Genomic DNA, 25,664 nt, shown 5'->3' with positions numbered 1-25,664 from the left:
ATGAAACAACAAACCCTGTTTTCAGATAATATATTTGTATCATACAGTCAATTTTACATTGAGTGTGAAGACCCAGATGATTCACTGCTACCTAGTAATCCTTTTCATAAACAACAAAATGGACTCTGTGGAGCTGCTCAGAGCGAAAGATTATTTTTTACAGCGGCTCCTACAGACTCATTAATCAACCTTGAAATCGAACTACTTGACTCAAAGCCAGAGGTAGATGAAAACTTCGATGAGATTGTTGAGGTGTCATTTACACGAGGTGCTAAAGATATACTTTTATGTGAATGGGCTCATGAAGAGGAATATCCATTAAATATACCAGAAGGAATCTATCGAGTACGTTATAACATAAAAGGTTTTGAGCTCGATTATGATTATGAAAATATAGAAGAGCCGGAAGATGACGAAGAACTATTACCTCCTCTCGACGGCCAAAAATACTTAATTCAGTTTTGGCCAAGTGATTTCAAAAGTGATCAAATACTTAAGAAGACTTCTGAATATGCTGCTTATTGGCATAATGTCGCAAAAGAGAAAAGCGTATAACCAACTGATATTTTAAAATTATTTGGAGTTACCCTTACTTTTTAGAGCAAAGTGCATAACAAACTTTTGTCCAAAAACGAGTTAGCTATTACGCTAACTCATTGTGAGCACTAAGCGACTTGCCATTACACTCACTTTAAAGAGAATATCTAGTAAATACTAAGAAAAATACCAACAACCTCCCCCTCTAAGCTGACAATTACCTGACATAACACCACAAAAATAGCGACTTTTGTCATAACCCTGTAAAAAGTAAGTTATTCTCACTGCAAATGATTGCTTTTAATTTATTAACAATCTAACATCTTCTGCAATATTTATTCATATATTGAAAAAGGGTTTTACATGAAGAAGTTATGTTTAGCAGCAATGGTAGCTACAGTACTTGTTGGCTGTAACGCAGGTGACGAAGTTGTAGAACACGGCGGTATCGACATCAATAATTTATCTCAAACCCAAAAACAAGATTACGCAAAGTTAACTGCCGATGCATTAGCAGTCATCGCGCAAGCGGCTGATAATTGTTCAAATGGAATGGCTGTTGGCGAGACAAAACAATGTGACCTTAGCGCCAGCAATACAACGACAAACATTATTGTAGCAAAAGGCCAAATTGACGTTGAACAACAGGAAAATCAAACTGTTATTGTTCATACAACAAAAGCAATGGAGTTTACCTCTCCAAATGCAGTGACAAACGGTGAAGTCATTTCACTTAATTTCAGTGAAAACCTTGATAAAGATTACAACATGACCCTTAAAACGCTACCTGGCGGAAATAACGTTACCTTTAAGGGAATGCTCATTAATACCGCTGACAGCGATGCAAAATATTGGTCTACTGAATCAACAACTGGACTAGCTCTTAAATATGATGCCAATATCAAGCTTCCATCCCTTATCAGCGGTAATGCCGTAATTACTGGTAAAGATAACCAGACATTTAATTGGTCTGCTGATAGTAATGGCGATATTACCGCTCAATAGAGTTACGCCTAGCATTCATTAACCAGCACTATAATCTAGTGCTGTTTTTTTACATTTAACCAATTGTTTATTAAACAATAAATTTCTTCCAGCTACGATAGCAGAAATAAGCAGTAACCTTTACTTTTCTAGGTTCAGTTAACATCATTTAATATCTGAGCAGTTCTGTTAGACAAGTGTCATGAAAATTATTTGAAAACAACCATTACTGTCATCTCTTTGTCAAAACCAAGTCATTAACACTGCGAATGATTGCTTTCAATTTATTAACAACCTACCCTCTCTCACAGTATTTATACATATATTGATAAAAGGTCTTGTATGAAGAAGCTATGTTTAGCGGCAATAGTAACAACAACATTATTAGGTTGTAATGTTGGTGATGAAGTTGTAAATCACGGCGGGATTGATGTTGATAACTTGAGCCATGCTGATTTACAAAACTATGCAGACGTAACTGCAGATGCCTTAACTGTTGTAGCAAAAGCAGCAAAGGACTGTGCTGAGAATCTACCGGTTGGTAATTCTAATGAATGTTATATTCCTGAAATTCAGGGAAATATTGATATTGCTGTTACAAAAGGCCGTATCAAGGTAGAAAAACAAACTGACAGAGTTGTTATTCATACCATTGAAGCGATGCAGTTTACCACCCACAACGCGATTGCAAATGGCGAAATTATTTCATTATCTCTGGATAAAAACACTGATGATGATTACATCATGGCGATGAATAATAGTAATCAAATCACATTTAAAGGTATGTTGGTTAATACTGCGGACAACGATACTACATACTGGTCTACCGAATCTACATCGCCACTGACTTACCGATACAATATCAATGAAGTTCATCCTTATATCACAAATGGTAGCGCGATTATTTCAGGTAAAGGTAACCAGTACTTTACTTGGTCTGCTGATGCAGATGGCGACATTTCTGTTATTCGATAAATGAATGATCGCCCAGCACGTCATTATACATTGGTCTATGCTGGACGATTAATAGAATCTTATTCATTACTATAATGAATCACGCTCTATTTTAAATTAGCTGTAACACTTGTTTAATTAACGTCACCCCTTCTGGGGTAAACGATAGAATAAACGCCGCGCAGTTAAGTATGATCATTGCCCATAATATGGCTTTAAATGGCTGTTTTTGAGATTTATGGCGCAATATCTTTTGTGCCCATAACGCACCAGGCCATCCCCCCACTAAGGCTAATATATGCAAGCTTGCTTCTTTGGTTCGCCATTTATCTAACTTAGCCGCACGTTTATCATGTGCATACACCGCAAACGTCACAACGCTTAATACTAAATATCCAATCAGTACTTGATAAGGGGTATTAAAAAGCGCCACTGATATCGCAACAAAAGCCAAAAAGATAACACTAAACCACTGTGACTTTGAAAAAGGTGCGGTGTATTTATCTAAACCTGAATGTGCTTTGGTCAATGTCACTGTTGTTGCTGACATGCGCCCTTTTTTATCTTTACTTATACGAAATGTTACGGCCTCATTGATACGAGGACGACACTGTTTATCCGGCAAGGCAGAGACATGAAAAAAAACATCTTGCTCGCCGTTATCTGGTGCAATAAATCCAAAACCTTTTTGTTGATTCCAGCTAATAATCTTTCCCGGTTGGGCCATGTTTGTTCCTAGCTTAAAAAATGTCGTCTATCGCGACGATAGACGTTGTTTTAAATGTTGATGGGCTGAATCAGAGATATCGCTACCCCATGCTTGACGCGCTAACCTATCGGCCGCCACTAATGTTGAACCTGAACCAAAAAACGGATCGGCAATAACATCACCTTCAACACTACTTTGCTCTATTAATATCTCTAATAGTGGGACGGGCTTTTCTGTCGGATAACCACGATAAACACGCTTACATTCCAATACATCTGGAATCGATAAGTTATTCAGTTTTCGCTTACCTTTTTCGAAAAACAAAATAAATTCATAACGTGCTCGATAATGGTATCCCATCCCTATCGCGACTTTATCCCACACGATGGGTTTCCAAAACTTAAACCCCACCTGCTCTGCAATCGGTTTAATGTGAAACATTGTTTCTTGATCACAGAACAAATAGAAATGACTGTTTGGTTTTAAAACGCGATAGGCTTGCGTCAATAAACTTTCAAATCGTTCATTGGGGAAAATATCAAACCATTGGTTACTCGATCCTTTACTTTGTTTTAATCGCGTTGTTGTTCCCACTGAGCGGTGTTTTTCAAGCGACTCATAAGGTGGATCGGTGATCATCAAGTCAATACTTTGATCGGGCAAAGCTGTTAACCACTCAATCGCATCTTTTTGGAAAATTTGCATCAACAAACCTAATCTAATATGTGGGAGGAGAAACACGCAAAATAATGTCCGTCATAATACGTTAAATAACAAAAAACTCATAAAAATGTGATCTAGAATTAAATGTGTGCATATTCTTAAAGGTAATATCGTCTAATTCCAATATGGAATAATTAAATCACCAAGGATAAGGAACAGTGATGAGTAAACGCGCTTTGGTTGTCGAAGGTGGGGCAATGCGTGGCATTTTTGCCACTGGTGTATTAGATGCTTTTATTGAACGTAGTTACAACCCATTTGATTTTACTATCGGCGTATCAGCAGGCTCTGTAGTACTCATGGGATATCTGTGTGAAAGTTATCAACGTAACTATAAAGTTATTACCGAATACGCACGTAGTAAGGAGTTCATTAATTACAGACGTTTTGTTAAAGGTGGTAACTTAATTGATATTGATTGGTTATGGAACACCAGTATCAGTCATCTTCCTTTAGAGCTACACAAATATGAGAATCGTAATGTCCCACTTTACGCCACAACAACGGTGGTCGATACGGGTGAGCCTAACTACGTTGAAGTAACACGTAACAACTTAAATGAAGTGATGACTGCAACATGCGCCCTACCGATCATTTACCGTCAATTTCCACAAGTTGACGGTATTGAAATGAGCGATGGCGGTATTGCCGATCCTATCCCAGTGATCGAGGCTTACAATAAGGGCGCACGTGATATCACAGTTATTCTATCTCATGCTCAAGGTTTGTTTGCTAAAAATCGACAAGTGCCATGGTTAACACGTCGCTTATTCCGAACAAATCCCGTGTTTGGGCAAGAGTTTTTAACCAAAGAGTCTCGCTATAATAAGGCATTGTATTTTATTCATAATCCGCCAAAGGATTGCAAAATCACCGCCATTGCACCTGATAAAACGTTTATGATCAAAAGATTAACTAAAGATATCAGTAAATTAGATCAAGGTTATCAACAAGGTAGAGAAGCAGGATTAAGGCTGATCAATAATGACCTTCAATTTAAGCCATGATATTTAATGACTTTTTTACTACAAATAGCATCACTATTACGTATACTGCCCGATTCAATTTACACCACGGTTAGTTTTAGATGATTATTTTTACCACCAATGTTGGCGATATTACGATTGAGCTGAACAAGCAAAAAGCGCCTGTTACGGTTAAGAACTTCTTAAAATATTGCCAAGACGGTTTTTACAACGGCACTATTTTTCACCGAGTGATCAAAGGCTTTATGATCCAAGGTGGTGGTTACACTGTGAAAATGAAAGAAAAACCAACCCGCGCCCCCATTGTTAATGAAGCAAACCGTGGTCTGAAAAATGTGATAGGTACTATCGCAATGGCAAGAACAGATGCCCCGCATTCAGCAACGGCTGAGTTTTTTATTAATGTTGCTGACAATGATTTTCTTGATCACACAGCAACAACAAATGCGGGCTGGGGATACACTGTTTTTGGCGAAGTAACTGCTGGAATGGACGTAGTAAACAAAATTTCAAAAGTAAAAACATTATCTGTTCGCGATCATGACGATGTCCCTCGTGATCCGATTGTGATTGAAAAAGTCACTATCATTGAATAGTAAAAAGCCCGTATACGTTTAACTCGCTATGATCGAGTTAGCGTAATACGGGCTTTATCGTTAACTGTAAAGGCTTAAATATCGCTACAAACCTAATGTAAGTTTTCTTGCTTCTCGCCTAGCTTGCGGCGTTAATATACCAATATTCGATATAAGAAAATGATCAACGAAAGGGAAATCGGTTTCACTGTAATTTCGCAATACTAACCCTATCGCTTGCTGCACCTCATAATCACTATCATCGGCTAATAGCAGTACTGTCTCGCACAGTAAGTCGACATTGGTATGCTGTTTGTGATGACAATGCGCCAATAATGACGCTCGTTTCAACCATTTATTATCAGACTCTCGCCATTCAATTAGTTTTGATTCAAATTCGCGATGCCCTAACACAACAGGACTGATTAACTGCTCAACTAAGCGATCAGCAATATCAACCCCATCAACAGTTTCCAGCATTTCTTGATAAGTATGAAAAGCATGTTCATTTCTAAATGCATGGTAATACTCACCAGCATCAAGTGCTAAATAACGCTCTTCACGATAAACACCGGACCATAGCCAAAGCAGTAAGCGACGATAATTTTCTGCATTATCAATTTTTGTATGTGCTCTCGCATCTTTAAAAATTTCACTTCGTTGCTCGGCATTAACCCCATAGCAAGGCTGATTTACCCTAAGTGTTTGTTTCATATTGGCAGCAACCGCTTTATCTGCAACTTTGGCTAAGTGCTGCTGTATATAAATAACCATAGGTATAACAAGTGACATTGGGCGAATCTTTCCTTTTGCACTGTGTAATGACGCTATGACACTACACATTATGGCCAATTGGCTGACTTTTTATTATATAAACGAACCAAATGGAACGCTGTTCGCTTAACTGTTTCATATTCACTCTAAACAATCAATTTATAAAACACTTTATAATCCCAAGCGATTCGAAACCGTTTTATTTTAGGTTATCAATAGCAAACTAGTTATCAGCACAATCTTCCATTTTTTGTATACAGATTAATTGAGCAGCGTGCAAAACTAAAAAGTGTAAACATCTAATAACACTTCTATCTTTTTTACAGAAATTAACTAATTCATTACAATTAATGATTTTCAACCCCGCCAATGCGTGATAAATATGTTAATTATGTAAACTCAATCAGTTTAAATAACTTTTTATTTTATGATTTATAGTCAAAGATTTTCATATTTCTCATAGTGAAAAGGATATTTAAGACTAAATATTTATAACAATTATGACTCACTACAATCATTAACAGGATGTTTTATGGACACATCAACTTCTCCAACCGCTAATCGTGGAAACTGGAGTTCACGAATTGGCTTTGTTATGGCCGCAGCAGGATCTGCTGTTGGTTTAGGAAACATTTGGAAGTTTCCTTATACTGCTGGCGACAATGGTGGCGGCGCGTTTGTTGCTATTTACTTGTTTTTCGTTATTTTCATTGGCTTTAGCGTCATGCTAACTGAATTTGCAGTGGGACGTAAAACAGGTTTGTCTGCCGTTGGCGCATTTAAAACCACCGATCGTCGTTGGACGTTTGTTGGCATCATGGGGGTATTAAGTGGCCTACTTATCATGGGGTTTTACCCTGTTGTTGGTGGTTGGGCCATTGCTTATATCTATAAAATTTCAACCGGATTATTAAGTACGCCAACGGCTATTAACGATAGTTTTGGTAGCTTTATTTCTGATCCTATACAACCGCTTTTCTGGATGGGACTTTACCTTTTATTTAATATTTTTGTCGTTATCCGAGGCGTTTCAGGTGGTATAGAAAAAGCAGGTAAAGTGTTAATGCCACTGCTTTTCATTATCTTAATCATTGTGTCTATCAAAGGCCTTACCTTACCTGGCTCAATGGCGGGCTTAGAGTTTTTATTCAAGCCTGATTTTTCAAAAATTGATAGTTCTGTTGTGCTTGCTGCACTGGGACAGGCGTTCTTCTCACTAAGTTTAGGTATGGGCTGTATGCTGACATACGGCAGTTACTTACGCAGAAAAGAGAATATCGTACAAACCACCGCTATGGTTACGGCGATGGATACGGGGGTAGCATTACTCGCCGGTATCGCTATGTTCCCTGCAATGTTTGCGTTCAGCATGGAACCTTCTGCAGGGCCAGGTTTGGTATTTGTCGTTGTTCCGCAATTGTTTGCTGAAATGGGTGGCATCGGCTTCTTACTTGCAATTTTATTCTTCGTTGCTTTAAGTGTGGCGGCATTAACCTCGTCAGTGTCATTACTGGAAGTGGTCGTTGCCTACTTAATTGACGAGAAAGGTTTTAGCCGTGTGACTGCGGTGATCAGCGCAAGTATTGTGATGGCGCTACTTTGTATTCTTGCTTCGCTATCTATTGGTGGCTTTGGTCCTAAGCTATTCGACACTGGCGCATTTGATGTCTTTGACTTACTTACTGACAAAATCTTCCTTGCTGTTGGTGGTATGTTGGTGTGTCTATTTGCGGGCTGGCGTTTAGATCGAAGTGAGCTAAAAAAAGAAATTACCAATAACGGAAAAGTGTCATTCCCACTGTTCAACCTTTGGTATGTATTGATTAAATATATCATTCCAGTGGCTATCGCTATTGTTGCAATTTCAGGTGTGAAAGCTGGATTTGATAGTGATAAAGGCGACATCATGTTATTAGGTTTAGCGATTATTGCACTGTGTGGGGTTTTCTCTAAAAAGCTGTAAATCTATTCGCTACAATCATGACAATATAACAATGAAAGGTTTGTCACTAACAATGACAAACCTTTTTTTTCTTATCGGTATACATTTATTACAAATGAAATCTGGCCATACTTGTATATTTTTATAAATTTGTATTCTCGTATTGAGACCCTTCATAATAATTCGTACACTGAGAGCGTTTAAATAATTAACTGCCATGCATACGGTTTTACTGTAATAAGCTCAATCATAAATCATATTTTTCCTCATTTTCTTATGAATGCGCGACTACACAGCTAATAACAAAATGCCAATACTAACTAGGTGAACTATGTTCAAACGCTTCGAAGGTTTCACGAACGCTTTTCCAAAGCAAGAGCCCACACAACCCCCCCAAGGTATTTTTGCATTTTGTCGCTATTACACTCGTGGATTTGAAAAGCCGTTAGCTTGCATGGCGTTACTTAGTGCTATTGTTGCAATTATTGAGGTTGTGCTATTTGGTTTTATGGGTAAGTTAGTCGATTGGCTAGCAGCAAGTGATCCTAAAACATTCTTAGCTGAAAACGGGACAACCTTAATTTGGTTATCCGTGGTCGTGCTTATCGTAATGCCACTATTAGTCTTGATCTCATCATTGCTATCACACCAAACGTTACTGGGTAACTACCCAATGTCCATTCGTTGGCAAGCTCACCGTTATCTGCTCAAACAAAGCCTGTCGTTTTACCAAGATGACTTTGCCGGACGTATTGCAACTAAAGTCATGCAAACTTCTCTTGCAGTAAGAGAAACGGTAATGAAAACGGCTGATGTTTTCGTTTACGTCTCTGTTTACTTTACTTCGATGTTAGTGATCCTTGCTCAAGCGGATTGGCTATTGATGTTACCTATGTTGGCTTGGTTAATCGCTTATATTGGTATTCAAATTCACTTTATTCCTAAGCTAAAGAAGGTCGCAGCAGAGCAAGCTGATGCCCGCTCGACCATGACAGGACGAATTGTTGACAGTTATACCAATATTGCAACAGTCAAACTGTTCTCCCACAGTAAATATGAAACCGATTATGCCGAAAAAGGGATGAAGGGCTTCCTTGCAACGGTTCATCATCAAATGCGCTTGGTTACCGGATTTGATATTTGCGTTCAATTAGCTAACTACTTATTACTTTTTTCTATTTCTGTCCTCTCTATTTACCTGTGGATGAACAGTGCAATTCAAGTAGGTTCGATTGCAATTGCGATTAGTTTAGCGCTGCGTATTAATGGCATGTCGATGTGGATCATGTGGGAAGTGGGTGCGCTATTTGAAAATATGGGTACCGTTGTCGACGGTATGAAAACGCTGTCTAAGCCAGTTGAAATTGAAGATGAGCCTAACGCTAAGCCATTAGCTGTGCAAAATGGTGGCATTGAATTTGATAACGTAAGCTTTAACTATGGCGAAAATAAAGATGTTATCAACCATCTCTCGTTGAATATTAAACCTGGTGAAAAAGTTGGCTTAGTCGGTCGATCTGGCGCAGGCAAATCAACCTTAGTTAACTTGCTATTACGTTTTCATAATTTAGAAGGCGGAAATATTCGCATAGATGGGCAAGACATTGCGAAAGTTACGCAAGATTCATTACGCAGTAAAATTGGCATGGTAACGCAAGATACGTCTTTGCTTCATCGCTCTATTAAAGACAACATTCTTTATGGTGATCCTGAAGCCAGTGAAGAGCAGTTGCTTTCCGCAACTAAACAAGCACATGCCCATGAGTTTATCGAAACATTGACAGACCCGTTTGGTAATATTGGTTACGATGCTCAGGTGGGTGAACGTGGTGTTAAACTCTCAGGAGGACAACGTCAGCGTATTGCTATCTCCCGCGTATTACTGAAAAATGCGCCAATCTTAATCTTAGATGAAGCAACCTCAGCGTTGGATTCTGAAGTGGAAGCGGCGATTCAGGAAAGTTTGGTTGAATTAATGGAAGGCAAAACAGTTATCGCGATTGCCCACCGTTTATCGACTATTGCAGCGATGGATCGTCTTATCGTATTAGATAAAGGCCAGGTTATTGAGCAAGGTACACACCAAGAGCTCATCAATCAGAAAGGTATTTATGCTCAGTTATGGGCACATCAAACTGGTGGCTTCATTGGCGAAGAAAATCATCACCTTGCCACTGAAAGTTAACTATTAACTTAGCCTATGTGTGATTGATGTTAAAAGAGGTCGCTTAGCGACCTCTTTTTTATAATAAGATTATCCGTATTCAATAGCACTGCCCCTTTCATACAACTCTTCCCTTGATTCACGTTGAAACGCCTAACAACAACATTCCTCATGAAGATAAACCACCAAAAAACAAAAGCTTAATTGAGTTACACGTTGTTACATAAGAATATTTGTTGATTATTTAATTAGCTATTATCATCCCGCTCCCTTTACAAATTTTAAATCCATTTTCCTTTTCTGAGCTTATATGGTTAATAGTCAATCAATTCTAATTGTCGATGACAGTGTAATTATTCAGCAAACGACTAAATTAATTCTGTTGAAAGCGAAATTTGAAGCACAACGAATTTATTTTGCATCAAATGCACAAGATGCAATAAAGCTTTGCCAACGCAATGTATTCGATATCATTTTTATTGATTTTAATTTAGGTCTTGGCAGCACAGGCCTTCAGTTACTTGAGCGCCTCCACCACAATCAATTGATCACTCATCATCCTTTGATTTTTATTGTTACTGCAGATGATTCAGAATCAATTTTGATGGGATTTTCTGAATACCAACCTACAGACTATTTAATTAAGCCTTTTCGTTTAGAAACACTGACAACGCGAATAAATCTCCATTTTAATAAGCATAAGTTTGAAGATGCTGTATTTAACACTTACCAATCAAAGGGTTGGTTAGGTGTACAAGAGTTTATTGAAAACTATTCTTATTGTGATAAATATTGGTCGAGTGTAACAGCCTTGGCTAAACGATTATTGCTAAATAAAGTGACGACAAGTTATAACGATATTGACGTCATGTTAAATAGTTTACTTCAACAAAATGACTATGTGCCTGCTAAATTATTATTAGCGCAATTATGGTTAGAGCAAAATAAATTTGACCAGCTGACTCCGTTGCTTACATCAATTAATTCTTCTAGCCCACAACAACACCTGACACTATTAGATCTTAAAGCTCGCTCTGCATTAAAACAGAACCGTATAAGCATAGGCTATGAATTTTGGTTAGCGGCGCATAAAGTAAGCCGTAATAATCTCTACCGCTTGTTTGGTTTAATATGGATTGAGTTTTGTCTTCAACACGACACTGAGATCGAACGTCATATCAGAGAAGCCTGTTTTTCACTGCGTTTTTCCATTTGGGATAAACCTCAAAACTACGCATTTTTAGTGTGGGTACAGCTACAACAATACAACAAAAAGCACCAGTCGATAGAGAAACTATGGTGCTCTATTAATCAGCAGCAGAAGATCACTAAGCACGATCGCGCCTATATCTATTTATTACAGGCATATCAGGCCGCTGAAAATGATTCTAATTTGATTGCGTATCGTGAATTTATGAATGCATTAAATTATGTAGAGCACCATGAATATAATGAATTACCAAGCGAATTTCTTATTATTGCGCTAAGTACAGCCATTAAGCTTTCAATGCATACTCATATAATTAAATTTGTAAAGCAGTTGACCAACATTTTCAATTTACAACCTAATGAACCACATAATGTCATTAAGCAGATGTGGCTAAAAGCGCAGACGGCTAAAATTAATGAGAGCAAGTGTGCTGAGTATAGTTATACCTTACAGTTGGTAAAACAAAAACAATTTGTGACGGCTGGACAGTTACTTTTTACATTATGGCCGATGTACCGTTTTGATATCACTTTGGCACGCTGCATAGTGGAACTATTTGCTCGTGGACACCTCGATTTATATGTTAGTGAAAAAAATACTGTCAACGAAGCAAGGTGGGTATTTGAGTCACAAGATATTAAACCTGAATGGTATAAAACATTAAAAACGAAACATACCGTACTCAACCAGCGCCTTTACTAAACGTTAATGAGAATTAAGTCATGCGTCACTTTACTTTACTAATAATTTTATTTATTAGCTCATTAACCTGGGCTGATGACAATGTTCAAAAAACAACATTAAAAGTTGGATACCTTTCATTAGATTGGTCACCGTTATCCTCACTCAATAAAAAGCAAGAAGTCGTAGGGCTATTACCTGACTATATGTCAATTATCAGCCATAACGCTGGGTACACTATTGAAAATATTGTTTATGATACGCCGACTGAAATTCTAACAGCATTAGCACGCGATGAGCTTGATGTTGCCATAGGGGTAAGCAACAGTGCAGAAAGAGAAAAGTTTTTTGCATTTAGTGAGCCTCTATTGGCTTTTCCTTACGCAATGCTTAGCTATTCGTCTTCTAATATTCTCTTAAATTTTGATGACAAGATAATCGCCATTGAAGAGAACAGTGTTCTTAGTGGTTTATTACCTCAAGTTAACGAAAGTATTACCACGATTTCAATGACTGATTCAAAAACCGCTCTCAATTCTGTTAAAAGAGGCGTGGCTGACGCTTACATCGGCAATTCAATTCTTTTAAATAAGCTACTAAAAAGTAATGATCCATCGATCCCATTTGAAGTAACAATACTTGAACAATTACCTTTAGAGCAGTTGCATCTTGCAAGTTCAATAAAAAATAGTGCCATTATCAAACAACTCAATAGCACTATCGTTGCCCTATCTAAAACAGAAATAAATTGGCTTCACAATAAATGGCTGACAAGTAATCAAATTGCTCTACTCAAGGATCCGAGTAAGATTAAACTTACTGGCGATGAAAGTCATTTTCTTGAGTCTTTAGCTACGCTAAAAATTGGTTACCAATTTGATGATAATCGTCTAAAAGATGAAGATATTCTATATCTGCAAGTTGAAGATATCGCTCAAAAAATGAGTTCAGGGCTCGGTATTAATTATGAGTTTATCCATATTAATGACTACTCCCAAGCTAAAGCGTTGCTTGCACAAGGGGATATACATATTCTTAGCGCCGTTGCCACGTCATCATTACGGAAAAAAGAACTGCTTTTTAGCATGCCTTATGGGCAAGAAGGCTGGGTTATTGTAAATAAAATATCAAAACGAAATAGCTACGGAATTACACCTAAAAATAGTATTGGTGTTATTAAATCAAGTTTTGTTAAAAACCTTGCTTTAAACTTATACCCAGATAATAAAACTATTAGTTTTGATTCAAGAAATGACATGCTTGCTGCATTGATTAATGATCAAATCGATTATGCTGTTATTTCACTTAGCCAAGCGCATGTGTTGTTACAAAATGAATACCTTGGCCAATTAAAAATTGTCCCTAGCAAGTTGGATAACCACCAACGTTCAATTAATTTTGCAGTAGATAATAACAATCTTCAGCTAAGAAATATCATTAATAAAGTGATAATGACATTGCCACCAGAAGATCTAACGAATAGTTTTAGAAAGTGGCATTCTATAACCATAAAATCTGACGTTAATTACAGCCAAATCATTGGCTGGGCGATCATCGTTACAACGGTAATTTTTAGTATTATTACTGTAATTATCTATTGGAATCGTCGTTTAAGTCGAGAGATCACACAACGGAAAAATGCCGAACAAAAGCTAACTTATCTAACGAATAATTTTGATGGTGTTTTGATTCAACACTTACAATACAGTGCAAACCCATTTGATATTGAATTTTTATTCATTAGCGAAAAAATCAATCTATTCATTGATTGTGATGCATCTAAACTATACGAAGATCCGGCTTTATTAATTGATATTTTGAAACAGCGTGAAGACTTCGAATCTCTTTATTTAACAATGCAACAGGCAGTTTCTATTGGCTATTGGAGTACTAATTTACAAATTCATTCCAACACGCTTAAACCGCGCTGGATAGAACTACGTTGCCAAATATCGGAAGTTGAAAACGGTTGGCAGTGGAATACTATTATTCTAGATATTTCGCAAACCAAAGAACAACAAGTAGCACTAATGGAAGCTAACGAGAAATCACTGGCTGCGACTGAATCTAAATCACGCTTCTTGGCCATGATGAGCCACGAGATCCGCACGCCAATCAGCGGAATTCTAAGTTTATTAGAGCTAATGGAACCACATGCGAAAACTAATGAATTACGCCAAATTCATCATAATTTGTCACAATCAGGGCGTAACTTGCTCAACATTGTCAATGATGTATTAGATTTTTCGAAAATTGAAGCTGGTAAGCTCAGTATTAACCCAAGTGAAAATAATATTTCGGATCTTATTCATGAATTAGTACAGCCCCACTCTATTCATGCACAGCAAAAAGAAATTACATTCACCTTGTGGCTCGATCCTTCCATCGCACACTGTTTGCTGTTTGATGAAGTACGTTTAACGCAAATTCTTAATAATCTTATTAACAATGCGATTAAGTTTACCGTGCAAGGAAACATTCATCTGGCTGTTGATATGATCCAAGAATCAGCATCAGAACAAAAGCTGACATTCTCTATCACTGATACGGGGATTGGTATTAAACCTAAAGATTTAGAGCGTTTATTTCAACCATTTGTTCAAGTTGAGCAAAACAGTAACCGTCGCTTTAGTGGTACAGGGCTAGGTTTATCCATTTGCCACCAATTAGCCCAACTAATGGGGGGTGAAATTGTAGCGAAAAGTGACATTAATGTTGGCACTACATTTAGTGTTACGATCCCCTTCACTGTTGTTGAAAAGAAATCTGTCAAGCCGTTACATAAACATTGTGGCTTTTTGGGCGATATTGACGAGCAGTTTTTAGAGTTATATTTACAATCATGGCATTGCTCATACACAAAAATTGCAATTGCAAATAAAGCTAAATTACCAGCATTCATTCTAACGAATAAAATCAATACGATTATCGTGAAAGACACATGGCTTACTGATCACAATATTGATGCAGCATGGTTTAAGGCTAATTTACCGTCAATAAACGTTATTACAATTAGCTCTCCGAGCCATTTTTTCACTCAAAGCACCTCGGAAGGTTATATCATTTCTTGTAATCCATTATTGCCGAATCTGTTCTATCAAGCGCTAGCAAAACAGACCTGTAAAAATACCCTATTCCCTGATATAACCACCACAGAAAAGCGTGTATACACCTATGAGCAGGCTGTTGCAAAAGGGCGTTACATTCTGGTTGCAGAAGATCACCCTATTAACCAGCAGATCCTTAAACAACAACTAGAGCAACTTAACTATGCCGTTGATATTGTAGATAACGGTCAAAAAGCACTAGATGCATTAAGCAAGAATTCATATGATCTATTACTAACAGATTGCCATATGCCAGAGCTTGATGGTTTTGAGCTGGTTAAAGCCATTCGTAAACAAGAACAGATAAAAGCTGCTAAGCCTCTTCCTGTATTGGCGTTAACAGCAGATGCGCTATCTAACGAACAATTTTTTAAAGAGATTGGATTTGATGCGTATTTAATTAAGCCAATAACATTAGATGAATTAAATACCGTATTAAACCAATGGCTACCGAGTAGAAATTGTGACAATGTCACGTCAACATATGAGCACCTCGTGCCTAATACGTTAACGGATAGTGAAAGCACAACGGATTTAGTTAATATTAACGAGCTTATTGATATCTTCGGTGATAGTGAAACAGCCTATACATTGCTCGATCAGTATCTTGCATCATGTATTAAAGACCAGCATGAATTGAATATGGCTATTAACGAAAATAATATTGAATTAGTAGGCTTAATTATTCATCGAATTAAAGGTGCAGCTCGCGTCATGACGTTCCACCAGCTTGATGCACTTTGCATCGATGTGGAAAAGGATATTCAACAGCATAGAATAGAGACTTTACAGCACCATTATGAATCATTAATAGCTTTAGTTGGTCAACTCACTCAACAAATCGATAATTTAAAAGGTAACTAAAATGCGCATACTATTGATAGAAGATCATGATTTTCAGCGCCAAGTGCTAACAACGCAGTTAGCTCGTATTATCGATCCTGTTAATGATGAAATTCATTGCGCGGTTAACGGTGCCGAAGCATTAAAAATTATGCAGCAATATCAACCACAGTTATTGTTGTGTGATTTAAATATGCCGGAAATGGATGGCATCAGTTTTCTTGGTCATATTGCAAAACAGCAGTTTAAGGGCGCTATTATAATCACCAGCGCCTTGAAACAAGATATCTTAGCCAGTGTTGAGAAAATGTGTCTTAACTATAAACTTAATTTATTAGGCACATTGGCTAAACCTACCTGTTTAAAGCAAATTAGTGCTTTAATTGAAACAGCAAAGCAAACTAATGCATTACCTGAACGCCTACCGTCTTGTGATATAAAATTGGATGAAGCCTTTATCGATCTCGCCTTTAAACAATACTGGTTTGTGCCTTACTTTCAGCCTATCGTATCGCTTGAAACAGGTGAATGGGTTGCTTGTGAAGCGTTAATACGTTTAGTGCATCCTGAATATGGTACGGTTCCGGCTTACCAGTTTATTGATCAAATCATGGCGCACAATAAAGAAAAGCAATTAGCAATTTACATTATTCATTACGTAATTTGTTATCGTTCATATTTCCATAATCGAAAAATTGCGATAAATATTTCATCTAAAACATTGGCTGATCCACATTTCATCAACTGCGTACTGAAATTAAAAGAACAATATTACGATTTAAATCAATGGTTATATTTTGAACTAACAGAGTCCGATATATTTGAATCAGTCGGTGAAGCCATTGAGTCTGCATCACGCTTGAGTATGCACGAGTTTGTTTTATCCATTGATGATTTTGGTACTGGCTATTCGTCACTTAAGCAGTTAGAAACATTAACGTTTAATTCCCTTAAACTTGATCTTGGCTTTATTCAGGCATTACCAACAAGCATTACGGCACAAGCCATTGTGGAATCATGCTTACTACTCACTAAACGCTTAGATTTAATCACTATTGCTGAAGGCGTTGAAAACCTTGCTTTATGGAAGCAATTACAGCAAATGCACTGTCAACAAGCACAGGGATATTTTATATCTCCCCCTTTGCCATATGACAGTATTGAGCAATGGTATCAACAGTGGCAACAAAAAAGCGCCTCGCTTGCTATTACTCACGCTGAATAAAAAAAAGAGTTAGTGTTTTAGAACGCTAACTCTTCTTATGCCCACTTAAAAATTACAATGTTGCCATCTCAGCTTTTCGCGTTTTAGAGGTCACACAAAAATTACCACGGCGAGTTCGACATTTTGAGCACCTTTCACACTCAACACCGATGCGATCCCCCTCTTTCCAACGTTTGATCAGTTGTGGCTCCGTCAGGAGCGGACGTGAAAACGCAAACAATTCAATATTTGTATTATCAGCAAGCGCTTCAATTGCACAGTAATTACTTAAACCACCAACGGTCATAACTGGCACTTTAACGTCTTCACTTATCACACGGCCATATTCGCTAAAGTAACCTTCAGCTTGAATCTCATGACCATCATGCACTTCACCAACCATAGTATCGGCTTTACCATGAATATTGCCTGAGATGATAATGGCATCAACACCAATCGCTTCCAGTTTTTTACAAATAACACGCGTTTCTTCAAAAGTTAAGCCACCTTCAAAAAATTCTGTTGCGGTTAATTTCACTAGAATCGGAAAATCTTTACCGACTAACTTTCTGATCGCATCGTAAATTTCAATTAAGAAACGCATACGATTTTCAAGGCTACCGCCGTACTGATCTTCACGTTGGTTATAGTAAGGGCTTAAAAACTGATTAATTAAATAAGTGTGCGCCGCATGAATTTCTACACCGTCAAAACCTGATTGTTGAGCACGTAAGCTTGCTTGTGCAAATGCATTAACGATGTAATCAATTTCTTCTTGTGTCATTGCTTTACCCAATGTTTGGGTACTTTTTTCACACACTGCACTGGGCGAAAAAATAACACGTTCGCCAAGATTATAGGTTGTTTTCGTGCCACCATAGGCTAACTGCATGACAATTTTTGAATCATATTGATGTACAAGCTCTGTTAGCTTTTTATATTCCTCAATAAAAGAATCGTTATACATCCCCATCATGCCCGCATTCGGCTTTTCTTCTTCTACAATATTGGCATAACCCGTGACAATTAAGCCAACCTCACCTTTGGCAAGCTCTTCATAGATAGCATAAAGCTTATCTGTCATATGCCCTTCTTCTGTCGCCATATTTTCCCACGTTGCACTGCGTACAAAGCGGTTTTTTAACGTCATCGAACCAATGTGAGTTGCAGAAAACAAATTACTCAAGGTGAAGCCTCTTACATCTTTTTATGATTTATCATCAGATTGAAGAACAAAAAAGAACAGCGATACGATTAAGGTATCGGTTCTTTTTTCTAATATCTGTCAACTTTGAACAGATGAAGGGGATAGTACTGATAAAGGAAGGTGAAAACTTTAATCTGGATTAAGTTAAAGGCAGTTCTGTAGCACGTAAAAGTAATAATTTGGCTTAAAAACGCAATATATCCAAATACCCTGTGTGTATAGAGCACAGCCTTGCTAGCGATTTAGTGCATCATAATGCTTTTACTTAACCGTTAGTTGCAAATGTCTGGGTTAAATGATGTCTTTTCAATACTAGCAACCCATTGCTGTAACTGCTGGTCTGTAAATAACGGTGCCTTAAATGTATGGATATAATGCATCATTGCACTTACTGATTTAACTACATTATCAGGCATCTCGGTTTTAAAAGTACAATCACCAACAAAGACCACTGTGGAATGAAATGCCGTTTCATCAACACCCAATAAATATTGAAGTGTCTTAGTATGTTTAGCATTTTGATGTAACGGGTTTTTAAATACTGATGAGCGATTATACGATGCTTGTTGCCATACTGGTTGATAGGTCCCACCAAAAATCCACCCTTTAATATTTATCGTTTCCACGACAAAAATACCGTATAGAGAAACAACAATATGGTCAATTTGCGATGTACCATTTTCAGTAGGCAAGGTTACATTAGTTAATACTTTGTAATGTTTTGCTGGCAAAAGTTTTAGACGGTAATGAACAATTAATTCACCGGCTCGACCTTTAAACCACGGTGATTTTACTAAAAACAGAATAAAAACAACCGGAATAATCCAACATAAAGGCTGTAGCGCATTAAATATTATTGATGTCATATCCATGAATTAGGTTATCCATTCCAGTAAGAACGATTACGCCTCTGTCTAACATTATTTAAGTGAAAAAATTAACGTTTTTAGAGATAAAATACTAAGTCAAAAATATGTCAGTATATTTACTGTTTTTAAAGGTCAAAAATGTAACGTTTTAATACACATGAAATTATATTGAAAAATACACATGACGTTACATATATAGCTATTATACAAATCATGAAATACAACTATTTGAGTATCGTTTGATTTTTACTTCTATTACTACAAATGGAATTTAATTATACCGCTGTTCCATAGTAAAACATTTGCATTATGAATGCGTAAAAGGCATGTTATTAGGCTTTGATTAAAATCGAGTTTCGTGGAGTTATATCAGTGTTTAAGCGTTCTACCTCACTTGTTGCACTTACTTTTTCTATTTTTAGTATTTCTAATGCTTTTGCTGACACCACTCAACATAATACTTATCAAGCTGTCCCATCAAAAAATGAGTTGATCACTCAAACTGATTTTGGCAATCAAACCTATGTCTTTCACTTTAGCAATGACTCACATCAACTCACCCGTATCGACTTTCTCGACCATATGCCTACTAACCAAAGTGTATGTAAAAGTTGGAAATATGTTTCAGCGCTAAGTAATTACAATGTTGCTAAACAAACCTTATTACGAGTTTCTACTAGCTTCGATCCAACCAATAATACCTGTACTGCTTATGCTTACGCCAGTAATAATGGCGCACAAATGTCGCAAGTTCTCGACCTATTTCAAACCAAAAACTACGTTGACATCGCAGGTTTCAACTTATCAGCTGATGGTTTTACCGCAGCAGTAAACGCATTGTAATCAAAGCGTTAATATCAACAAGAGATCCAAGTACTATTTAGTGACACTTAAATAATCATGTTCTTGGATCTTTACTCTCCTATACGTTTCACGACCATTTCTCCCCTTGTACTTAATCTAAAACTGATACGACAATAAATGGTAATAAATCTCATTATCTTTCATTACTGGATCCTTATCTCTCAATAAAAAATATTTATAACGATAATAGTTATCATTATTATTTTTAAAATTTTTTAAGGATAGCCATTTTGAAAACGCCCATTATAACGTTGCTTTCTCTTACTGTTGGTTTAACAGTTTCCAATATCGCTTTAGCAAGCACCTACCCCATCACAGTAACGGATGTTGCGGGTAGACAAGTTACCTTTGATCATCAACCTCAAAACATTGCACTTTCAACCAGTCGAATTTTTCCATTGCTAGAAATTATTTATCAAAAAGAAGCAGCAAAGCACCTTGTTGCAGCAAGAGATGATATGCGAGTTTCAGCGCCTAGCATGTATGCCAGTTATATTAAGCAATACCCCTCACTAAAAAATGTTCCGACTATTGGTCTTATTAAATCTGGTGAATTTGATGTTGAACGTTTTATTAACTTAAAACCTAAACCTGATCTTTTTATCGTTGACCTATCAAATATTAAATTGGCAGAAGATAAAGGCTTATTGAAAAAACTCAATGATGCTGGCATTAAAGTATTAACTGTCGATTTCCGTGAAAAGCCACTCAAAAACACAGTTAAATCAGTACAGGTTATCGCTGATGCTGTTAACCGTTCAAAGCAAGGCGATGCATTCGCCAAATACTATACAAATCACTTGAATGCGATAAAAGATACACTTGCACAGCACCCTAACGCACCAACTCCGCGAGTGTTTATTGAACGAGCTGCGGGTTACAGTGATTCATGCTGCCGTACTTTCGCTAATGGTAATATGGGCGCTTACATCCCAATGCTTAAGGCTGAAAATATTGCGATAGCGCCACTTGATGGTTCTGAAACTGGGCAGATGTCACCAGAGACAGTCATCACCTCACAGCCTAATGTTTATATTATGCAAACGACCGGTTGGATCACCAATGATGGTCAGGCAACAAGTGGTATTCCACTCGGTTACTCACCTAACCTCGCCGCAATTAAAAAAGCGACAACTGGTTTGATGAATCGACCATGGCTACAAGCACTAACTGCTTACCAACAAAAGAATGTTTATTCGATTTATATGCCATTTTACAACTCGCCTTATAACTTAGTGGCGATTGAGTATTTTGCAAAATGGTTACACCCTTCACTTTTTTCAAAGCTACAACCAGAAAAGACATTTGAAGAGATGAACCTTAAGTTTGGTAATCGTCATCTAAGTGGTCAGTTTGGTCAAAATAACGTTAAGGCAATGAGTCAGTGAACAGCATTACAGTCGAATTGAGAGCTCACCATATTCGTTCTCGTAATAAAAGAATTGCACTGATCAGCCTTGCCATTTTAAGTGTGTTATTTGTCATTATTGATGTTCTTATTGGCTCACAAGGTCTCTCTTTTTCACAAGTGATCCAAGCGATTTTTACACCAAGCCAAAGTGCTATCGCCAGTCGAGTCATTGTGTGGGATATACGCATGCCAATGTCACTCATGGCCCCTTTTATTGGGGGAGCATTAGCCTTGGCTGGCGCACAAATGCAAACAACATTGCATAACCCGCTAGCCGATCCTTATACCTTTGGTGTTTCAGCGGCGGCAGGATTCGGGGCGTCTTTAGTTATCACTAATGTCGTTGCTCTGCCCTTTATCCCTGCACAATATCAAATCGCTGTAATGGCGTTCATTATGTGTTTACTAACGACGTTATTGATAGCGGGGATTTCGTCGATAAAGCGTATTTCAATTGAAGGTGTGATGTTATTTGGTGTTGCCGTTATGTTTGCATACGATAGTTTGCTGATCATGATGCAATACATTGCCAGCGAAACCCAATTGCAAACATTAGTCTTCTGGCAGATGGGCTCGCTAGATCGCGGTAGCTGGGAAAAAATTGTTTTCTTACTGATTTTGTTACCCATTGTATTAATCATTATGATGAAAGATGCTTGGCGATTATCTTCATTAAAAATGGGACAAGAACGTGCAGAATCGATGGGAATTAATGTCAAACGTCTACGTATGAAGACCTTAGTGTTAGTTTCAATTATTACTTCTATCTCGGTTTCATTTGTTGGCGCAGTCGGATTTGTAGGTTTAGTGGCTCCGCATATTGCACGGATGGTTTTAGGTGAAGATCAACGCTTCTTCTTGCCCGCATCATTCTTAGTTGGAGCGGTATTATTAGAGTTAGCCTCTATTGCGAGTAAAGCAATTATGCCAGGGATCATTTTGCCTCTTACTGTTGTAATGTCGATTGTTGGGATCCCTTTCTTTATCTTTCTTGTGATTAAAAAAGGGGGACGCTAGCATGAGCCTTGATATCAATCATGTCACAGTGACATTTGGTAAACAGTCGGTCTTGAATGACTTAACATTGCCCACTATTCACTGCGGCGAAATGGTAGCCTTGATAGGAAAAAACGGTGCAGGTAAATCGACACTCTTGCGCCAAATGACTGCGCTGCTTAAACAATATCCTGAACAAATTCGATACCTTAAACAACCGCTTTCATTAAAGGATATAGGCTATTTACCGCAAGAGCATCGTATCCACGCTAACGTTACGGTACTCGAGTTATTGATCACGACAATGAACATTCACTCAACGTCTTTGATCGCGAAAAAAGAAAGTGCAGAGCAAGGGTTATTCTTATTAAAAGATATGGGGATTTTACATCTCGCTAATAAACAATGTTTTGCACTCTCTGGTGGTGAAAGCCAAATGGTAGGACTTGCCCAAGCGTTAATAAACACCCCTAAAGTATTGCTGTTAGATGAGCCAACTTCAGCACTTGATATGCAAAACCAATTGCGATTACTCAATTATGTTCGCTCCTATACTAAACGCACAGGGGCATGTGTAATTATGGTGATCCACGATCTTAACTTGGCGCTTCAATATGCCGACCATATTGCTGTACTACATAACGGCAAATTATTTGATTATGGCTCGCCTAAAACAACAGTAACGAGTGAGCTTATTTCTGCGGTATTTAATGTTGATTCGCATATCATTATGGTTGATCACACCCCTATTGTAGTCTTGAAAACAACGCATTAAATAATAATAACAACTAAAAAGCCCGTAACAGAACAATGTGCGTCTGTTACGGGCAAGTATTTGATGACTTATGATATGGGCTAAATATTAGTTTGTTGATACCACGATTTTCTTACCTAATGACATCGCAAGATTATTATCATAATAAGCGGCTTCATTAATAAAGTGAGGGTACGCTTCATAATCCCCTTCCCAGAAAATCTCTGTACCATCGAACAAGGTGAAAATAGGGTCGCCTGAGCGCAGTGGTTCAAAATCATTATCTTGAACAGATTGATGAACCATACCAATTCGCTCCCCTTGTTCATCTACTGGAAGCTTGAGGGTTTCTTCATAACGGTAAGCGTCATAACTTGCAGGTAAGTCAGGCACTTCATTAGTGTTATTTAAATGAACAAAATCCAAAATATGTTTTGTCATCGCTTCCATCCAATCTAATACATCCTGACGGATAACCGATTGTGGTTGCGGCCCTATTTCAACGATCACACCTTGCTTGGCAATTGAGCAAAGAAATAAATGCTCATTAACAGAGGTATGATCTTCAAATACCACCACTGCTTTTGGCATTTTAGACTTAACATACGCCCCTAACTGACGATTAAATAGATCAGACTGAAGTAAGATTAACGAAGGTCCCATATTACTGGTGGTATTATGCAGATCGATAATAAAATCAGTATTTGCCTTTCCTTTTGGTCCAATTTGCTGATTAATTGCTTTAGCGCGAGTCTGTTCATAACTCGTCAGCTCATTATTCACGAGATCATCAATACCAAATTGGCGATTCAAATCATGATCAACATATCGCTTATTTTCACCGTATGCTTTTGGGTTAGCAAAGACAGTGTCGACAGAAAAACTCTCACGCGCTAATTGTAGGGGATCACTTTGCCACTTTTTGAGTAAGTAAATACCACTAAATTCATTACCGTGAGTACCACCAACAACTGCAACTTTATTTATCTTACTCATCCTTGACCTTCCTAATATCCAAACCTTTTTATCAGTGTACTGATAATATACATCGATACCAGTCTATTTTATCAACCAAAAAGCTATAGATTAGAATTTAATAGGTCGTGTTTGCGCTAATTTAAGATACGAATGCAGCTCGCCATTTTTGTACTCGATGGCGGAATGGATATTAGCGTGACGGTTAGCAAAGACAGTAAAGCGATAGGTATTTTCTGCTTTTTTAATTTCTATTTCGATCGCTCCATCTACTAGCTCCCAATAGCCAGTGGTGTGTAGACGATTGAATAGCGTGTATTCATCAAGCGTTCCGTCATCATGTAACCTTAACTCTGTTATGTACCCTGCACTACAAGTTTTTAACCATACCTGCTCCACAATTTCATTGTGTTCAAAATTGCGTTTGGTTTCTAACCATAGATTCATTTGTTGTTGCTGTTCAACAGCTAATGGCAGGAGATCGTCTAAAGTGAATAAACGTACGCGCTCTGTTTCACGATAAAACAACTGTAAAAGTTGAAGTGTTTTTTTCTCAAACATCCCTGCCACCCAATAATAAATAAATGCAATAAAGTATTTACACAGCTATTGATAGCAAAGATATTCGGTTTGGTATCACAATGTCACTTCTTTACAGCAACTTATGCCGCAAAGGTCACATTAATATTGGTTAAAAATTCACTTTACCTCTGAGGTTTTTGGTTTTCCCTCGCTGGGTTTTCTTATCGACACGACGTACCTGTGAGTTTTTCGTAGGACGTGTCGCTTTACGCGCTTTTTGTGTTGTCATAACACTTTGAATAAGTGTTTTTAGACGTGCTAACGCTTCATCACGGTTCATCTCTTGGGTACGATGTTGTTGACTTTTAATAACAATGACACCCTCTTTTGTGATACGGCTATCAGATAGTTTTAAAAGGCGTTCTTTGTAAAAGCCAGGTAAGGATGAACGATTGATATCAAACCGCAAATGGATTGCGCTCGACACTTTGTTGACGTTCTGACCACCAGCACCTTGAGCTCGGATAGCGGTAAGCTCTATTTCCCAATCGGCAAGTTGGACTGAATTTGAAATAACTAACATGTATTTACTCTCTGCATTTCTTACGTCAATTTTACCATAGAGAGCGTTAAATCGTTATATAGCAATATGGAAAGAAATAGTTATGCCTTC

The 25,664-nt window shown here is 37.6% G+C and carries 22 protein-coding genes; 14 read left to right on the top strand and 8 right to left on the bottom strand.

Annotation, left to right across the window (positions count from 1 at the left end; translation table 11 throughout):
- From C9J42_RS06120 to C9J42_RS06110, 3 genes are all read left to right on the top strand, one after another.
- Positions 1-555 (top strand): hypothetical protein, encoded by a 555-nt coding sequence (locus C9J42_RS06120; protein WP_107301782.1) that lies wholly within the window; start codon positions 1-3, stop codon positions 553-555.
- Positions 556-900: 345 nt separating this feature from the next.
- A complete protein-coding gene (locus tag C9J42_RS06115; protein WP_107301781.1) occupies positions 901-1,542 on the top strand; it encodes a hypothetical protein in 642 nt (213 codons plus the stop codon).
- A 321-nt stretch (positions 1,543-1,863) separates the two neighbouring features.
- The gene (locus tag C9J42_RS06110; RefSeq protein ID WP_107207609.1) at positions 1,864-2,496 is read left to right on the top strand and encodes a hypothetical protein; all 633 of its coding nucleotides are present in this window, start codon (positions 1,864-1,866) and stop codon (positions 2,494-2,496) included.
- A 91-nt stretch (positions 2,497-2,587) separates the two neighbouring features.
- On the opposite strand, the gene C9J42_RS06105 is transcribed toward C9J42_RS06110, so the two are convergent.
- On the bottom strand, positions 2,588-3,202 hold the full coding sequence (locus C9J42_RS06105) for a cold shock and DUF1294 domain-containing protein (protein WP_107207608.1): 615 nt from the start codon (positions 3,200-3,202) through the stop codon (positions 2,588-2,590).
- A 27-nt stretch (positions 3,203-3,229) separates the two neighbouring features.
- On the bottom strand, positions 3,230-3,889 hold the full coding sequence (locus tag C9J42_RS06100) for a site-specific DNA-methyltransferase (protein ID WP_107207607.1): 660 nt from the start codon (positions 3,887-3,889) through the stop codon (positions 3,230-3,232).
- 179 nt (positions 3,890-4,068) lie between these two features.
- Between C9J42_RS06100 and C9J42_RS06095 the strand changes: the two genes are divergently transcribed.
- Both C9J42_RS06095 and C9J42_RS06090 read left to right on the top strand, forming a co-directional pair.
- On the top strand, positions 4,069-4,914 hold the full coding sequence (locus C9J42_RS06095) for a patatin family protein (RefSeq protein WP_107207606.1): 846 nt from the start codon (positions 4,069-4,071) through the stop codon (positions 4,912-4,914).
- An 80-nt stretch (positions 4,915-4,994) separates the two neighbouring features.
- Complete coding sequence (locus tag C9J42_RS06090) at positions 4,995-5,489, top strand: peptidylprolyl isomerase (protein WP_107301780.1); 495 nt, start codon at positions 4,995-4,997, stop codon at positions 5,487-5,489.
- Between the two features lie 84 nt (positions 5,490-5,573).
- Here C9J42_RS06090 and C9J42_RS06085 read toward each other — a convergent pair whose 3' ends face one another.
- Positions 5,574-6,260, bottom strand: coding sequence for a DNA alkylation repair protein (locus C9J42_RS06085; protein WP_107301779.1), 687 nt, complete (start codon positions 6,258-6,260; stop codon positions 5,574-5,576).
- Between the two features lie 514 nt (positions 6,261-6,774).
- Here C9J42_RS06085 and C9J42_RS06080 point away from each other — a divergent pair.
- The 5 genes from C9J42_RS06080 to C9J42_RS06060 all read left to right on the top strand — a co-directional run bounded on the left by C9J42_RS06080 (position 6,775) and on the right by C9J42_RS06060 (position 17,414).
- The gene (locus C9J42_RS06080) at positions 6,775-8,205 is read left to right on the top strand and encodes a sodium-dependent transporter (protein WP_107207603.1); all 1,431 of its coding nucleotides are present in this window, start codon (positions 6,775-6,777) and stop codon (positions 8,203-8,205) included.
- Between the two features lie 310 nt (positions 8,206-8,515).
- On the top strand, positions 8,516-10,369 hold the full coding sequence (locus C9J42_RS06075) for an ABC transporter ATP-binding protein (RefSeq protein WP_107301778.1): 1,854 nt from the start codon (positions 8,516-8,518) through the stop codon (positions 10,367-10,369).
- Positions 10,370-10,658: 289 nt separating this feature from the next.
- A complete protein-coding gene (locus tag C9J42_RS06070) occupies positions 10,659-12,260 on the top strand; it encodes a response regulator (protein WP_107207601.1) in 1,602 nt (533 codons plus the stop codon).
- Positions 12,261-12,280: 20 nt separating this feature from the next.
- A complete protein-coding gene (locus C9J42_RS06065; RefSeq protein WP_107207600.1) occupies positions 12,281-16,210 on the top strand; it encodes a transporter substrate-binding domain-containing protein in 3,930 nt (1,309 codons plus the stop codon).
- 1 nt (position 16,211) lies between these two features.
- Positions 16,212-17,414, top strand: a complete 1,203-nt coding sequence (locus tag C9J42_RS06060) for an EAL domain-containing protein (RefSeq protein WP_107301777.1) — start codon at positions 16,212-16,214, stop codon at positions 17,412-17,414.
- Positions 17,415-17,466: 52 nt separating this feature from the next.
- On the opposite strand, the gene C9J42_RS06055 is transcribed toward C9J42_RS06060, so the two are convergent.
- Complete coding sequence (locus C9J42_RS06055) at positions 17,467-18,579, bottom strand: NADH:flavin oxidoreductase (protein ID WP_107301776.1); 1,113 nt, start codon at positions 18,577-18,579, stop codon at positions 17,467-17,469.
- 293 nt (positions 18,580-18,872) lie between these two features.
- Positions 18,873-19,472, bottom strand: coding sequence for a nuclease-related domain-containing protein (locus tag C9J42_RS06050; protein ID WP_107301775.1), 600 nt, complete (start codon positions 19,470-19,472; stop codon positions 18,873-18,875).
- A gap of 369 nt (positions 19,473-19,841) precedes the next feature.
- On the opposite strand from C9J42_RS06050, the gene C9J42_RS06045 reads away from it, so the two are divergent.
- The 4 genes from C9J42_RS06045 (at position 19,842) to C9J42_RS06030 (ending at position 23,515) form a co-directional block, all read left to right on the top strand.
- Complete coding sequence (locus tag C9J42_RS06045) at positions 19,842-20,312, top strand: hypothetical protein (protein WP_107287946.1); 471 nt, start codon at positions 19,842-19,844, stop codon at positions 20,310-20,312.
- Positions 20,313-20,563: 251 nt separating this feature from the next.
- Positions 20,564-21,721, top strand: a complete 1,158-nt coding sequence (locus C9J42_RS06040) for an ABC transporter substrate-binding protein (RefSeq protein ID WP_107301774.1) — start codon at positions 20,564-20,566, stop codon at positions 21,719-21,721.
- Positions 21,718-22,761, top strand: coding sequence for an iron ABC transporter permease (locus tag C9J42_RS06035; RefSeq protein ID WP_045084223.1), 1,044 nt, complete (start codon positions 21,718-21,720; stop codon positions 22,759-22,761). Before C9J42_RS06040 ends, C9J42_RS06035 begins: the two co-directional genes overlap by 4 nt.
- A 1-nt stretch (position 22,762) precedes the next feature.
- Positions 22,763-23,515, top strand: coding sequence for an ABC transporter ATP-binding protein (locus tag C9J42_RS06030; RefSeq protein WP_107207593.1), 753 nt, complete (start codon positions 22,763-22,765; stop codon positions 23,513-23,515).
- An 87-nt stretch (positions 23,516-23,602) separates the two neighbouring features.
- On the opposite strand, the gene C9J42_RS06025 is transcribed toward C9J42_RS06030, so the two are convergent.
- From C9J42_RS06025 to arfB, 3 genes are all read right to left on the bottom strand, one after another.
- On the bottom strand, positions 23,603-24,490 hold the full coding sequence (locus C9J42_RS06025; protein WP_107207592.1) for an aspartoacylase: 888 nt from the start codon (positions 24,488-24,490) through the stop codon (positions 23,603-23,605).
- Between the two features lie 90 nt (positions 24,491-24,580).
- Complete coding sequence (locus C9J42_RS06020) at positions 24,581-25,030, bottom strand: hypothetical protein (RefSeq protein ID WP_107207591.1); 450 nt, start codon at positions 25,028-25,030, stop codon at positions 24,581-24,583.
- A 130-nt stretch (positions 25,031-25,160) separates the two neighbouring features.
- The gene (gene arfB / locus C9J42_RS06015) at positions 25,161-25,574 is read right to left on the bottom strand and encodes an alternative ribosome rescue aminoacyl-tRNA hydrolase ArfB (RefSeq protein WP_107207590.1); all 414 of its coding nucleotides are present in this window, start codon (positions 25,572-25,574) and stop codon (positions 25,161-25,163) included.
- Positions 25,575-25,664: the final 90 nt, after the last annotated feature.

Origin of the sequence: Photobacterium sp. GB-56 (assembly GCF_003026105.1) — a bacterium.
In the GTDB taxonomy this organism is placed as follows: domain Bacteria; phylum Pseudomonadota; class Gammaproteobacteria; order Enterobacterales; family Vibrionaceae; genus Photobacterium.
This window is presented reverse-complemented; position numbering and strand designations above follow the sequence as displayed.

Excerpts from the sequence above, each read along its gene's own strand:
- C9J42_RS06120 (WP_107301782.1), top strand. The coding sequence starts at position 1 with ATGAAACAACAAACCCTGTTTTCAGATAATATATTTGTATCATACAGT.
- C9J42_RS06115 (WP_107301781.1), top strand. The coding sequence starts at position 901 with ATGAAGAAGTTATGTTTAGCAGCAATGGTAGCTACAGTACTTGTTGGC.
- C9J42_RS06110 (WP_107207609.1), top strand. The coding sequence starts at position 1,864 with ATGAAGAAGCTATGTTTAGCGGCAATAGTAACAACAACATTATTAGGT.
- C9J42_RS06105 (WP_107207608.1), bottom strand. The coding sequence starts at position 3,202 with ATGGCCCAACCGGGAAAGATTATTAGCTGGAATCAACAAAAAGGTTTT.
- C9J42_RS06100 (WP_107207607.1), bottom strand. The coding sequence starts at position 3,889 with ATGCAAATTTTCCAAAAAGATGCGATTGAGTGGTTAACAGCTTTGCCC.
- C9J42_RS06095 (WP_107207606.1), top strand. The coding sequence starts at position 4,069 with ATGAGTAAACGCGCTTTGGTTGTCGAAGGTGGGGCAATGCGTGGCATT.
- C9J42_RS06090 (WP_107301780.1), top strand. The coding sequence starts at position 4,995 with ATGATTATTTTTACCACCAATGTTGGCGATATTACGATTGAGCTGAAC.
- C9J42_RS06085 (WP_107301779.1), bottom strand. The coding sequence starts at position 6,260 with ATGTCACTTGTTATACCTATGGTTATTTATATACAGCAGCACTTAGCC.
- C9J42_RS06080 (WP_107207603.1), top strand. The coding sequence starts at position 6,775 with ATGGACACATCAACTTCTCCAACCGCTAATCGTGGAAACTGGAGTTCA.
- C9J42_RS06075 (WP_107301778.1), top strand. The coding sequence starts at position 8,516 with ATGTTCAAACGCTTCGAAGGTTTCACGAACGCTTTTCCAAAGCAAGAG.
- C9J42_RS06070 (WP_107207601.1), top strand. The coding sequence starts at position 10,659 with ATGGTTAATAGTCAATCAATTCTAATTGTCGATGACAGTGTAATTATT.
- C9J42_RS06065 (WP_107207600.1), top strand. The coding sequence starts at position 12,281 with ATGCGTCACTTTACTTTACTAATAATTTTATTTATTAGCTCATTAACC.
- C9J42_RS06060 (WP_107301777.1), top strand. The coding sequence starts at position 16,212 with ATGCGCATACTATTGATAGAAGATCATGATTTTCAGCGCCAAGTGCTA.
- C9J42_RS06050 (WP_107301775.1), bottom strand. The coding sequence starts at position 19,472 with ATGGATATGACATCAATAATATTTAATGCGCTACAGCCTTTATGTTGG.
- C9J42_RS06030 (WP_107207593.1), top strand. The coding sequence starts at position 22,763 with ATGAGCCTTGATATCAATCATGTCACAGTGACATTTGGTAAACAGTCG.
- C9J42_RS06025 (WP_107207592.1), bottom strand. The coding sequence starts at position 24,490 with ATGAGTAAGATAAATAAAGTTGCAGTTGTTGGTGGTACTCACGGTAAT.
- C9J42_RS06020 (WP_107207591.1), bottom strand. The coding sequence starts at position 25,030 with ATGTTTGAGAAAAAAACACTTCAACTTTTACAGTTGTTTTATCGTGAA.
- arfB (WP_107207590.1), bottom strand. The coding sequence starts at position 25,574 with ATGTTAGTTATTTCAAATTCAGTCCAACTTGCCGATTGGGAAATAGAG.